General features: G+C 47.5%; 3 protein-coding genes. 2 read left to right on the top strand and 1 reads right to left on the bottom strand.

Features of this window, described 5'->3' with window-relative positions:
- The coding region (locus KDK16_RS08765) for an anion permease (RefSeq protein ID WP_257275644.1) at window positions 1-190 on the top strand (190 nt) is incomplete at its 5' end.
- Window positions 191-207: 17 nt separating this feature from the next.
- Here the strand turns inward: KDK16_RS08765 and KDK16_RS08760 are convergent.
- Window positions 208-549, bottom strand: a complete 342-nt coding sequence (locus KDK16_RS08760; RefSeq protein WP_257252458.1) for a DUF2956 domain-containing protein — start codon at window positions 547-549, stop codon at window positions 208-210.
- A gap of 326 nt (window positions 550-875) precedes the next feature.
- Here KDK16_RS08760 and KDK16_RS13585 point away from each other — a divergent pair, with 326 nt between their 5' ends.
- A complete protein-coding gene (locus KDK16_RS13585) occupies window positions 876-1,208 on the top strand; it encodes an F-box protein (protein WP_373690958.1) in 333 nt (110 codons plus the stop codon).
- Window positions 1,209-1,234: the final 26 nt, after the last annotated feature.

Here is a 1,234-nt window from a genome sequence, read left to right as displayed (position 1 = left end):
GGCTATTCCAGCAGCCATAGCCGCCAGTTGCGCCTTTATGCTGCCCGTTGCCACTCCCCCCAATGCTATCGTGTTTGGCTCAGGTCTGTTATCGATTCGTCAGATGATTCGAAGTGGCCTGATTCTGAATTTGGCGGGTATAGTGATTATCACTGTATTGTGCTCGCTGCTGGTGGAGAGGTTTTTTTAGCCAGAGAACCTGAAGTTTCAGACGCCAGATGCAAAGAAGTAAGCAGCAAACGCTGCCCAGCTCAGGCCCAGTAAAAGCCAGGGCAGCCAGTGCTGTTTATAGCGGGTTACTTCCTCAGTGATCGTTTCAACCTCTGTGGCAGGGGGCTCTGACTGCCTTTTCACTTTTTTCAGGTGTTTATCCAGTTCCCGGGCTTTGGCTTTTTGCTGCTTTTTATAGTGCTCAATGCCTTTTTGGATGCCTTGGGCAATTAGTTTTGTCTGTTCTTTGCTCTGACCGGGCCGCTGAGTGGCCCTGGCCACCGACATGGCCTCTTCACGGGTTTTGGATGGGTCGGTTTTTTTTCGGGGGCTGGCCATATCGTAAGACAGTCTCGGGGCAGGGAAAGAAGAGTGGGATAATAAAGCAAGACTCTGATGAAATCAGCCCAGATCTCCAAGACTCTGTGGTTATGCCTTCTGATCAGCTATAGCCCTCTTCCGGGTAGCTACAGAGAGAATCATTGATTGTCTGCTGCCACTGAATGACATCTTTCTTGAAAGTCAGCGCGTGAGCCTGAAGAAATTTTGTTAGTTACGCTTAACAACATGTTATGAACTTTCATTCTGAAACTGCCTCCAACTGAGTACATTATTTTGAACCTCCTTGCTGATCGGAGATAAATACCAGCTTTTCGGAACCAGACATGCATGCGATAAATAATAATCCCCGCACTGAACCACCACTAACGCGAGCCCGGGCTCGCGCTCTATCCCTAACACCAACGGGTAACAATGCGGGGAGGTCCATCACCACAACTGACAAAAAAAAATATTCATTGCAGGATTTACCGTCAGACACACTGTCCATGATTTTTTGCAAATTAAAACTTCGGGATATTCGCAGTTTGCAAAAGGTATGTACCCGCCTTCGCGACGTTGTTAAACAAAATAACGCTCTTGCAAAAGCCTGGTATCGGCAGTTTTCTTTACCGCATCAGGATCAACTAAGGATGACCAGACAGCAGCATCATGGGTAATGACATCTTTTTTTTCCCATGATCCA

It is taken from the genome of Endozoicomonas sp. SESOKO4 (genome assembly GCF_024606275.1).
The sequence above is the reverse complement of the archived record's forward strand: the minus strand, read 5'-3'. Positions and strand labels throughout refer to the sequence as shown.

What these genes read in the sequence shown, in the direction of transcription:
- KDK16_RS08760 (WP_257252458.1), bottom strand. Translation starts at nt 549, where the DNA reads ATGGCCAGCCCCCGAAAAAAAACCGACCCATCCAAAACCCGTGAAGAG.
- KDK16_RS13585 (WP_373690958.1), top strand. Translation starts at nt 876, where the DNA reads ATGCATGCGATAAATAATAATCCCCGCACTGAACCACCACTAACGCGA.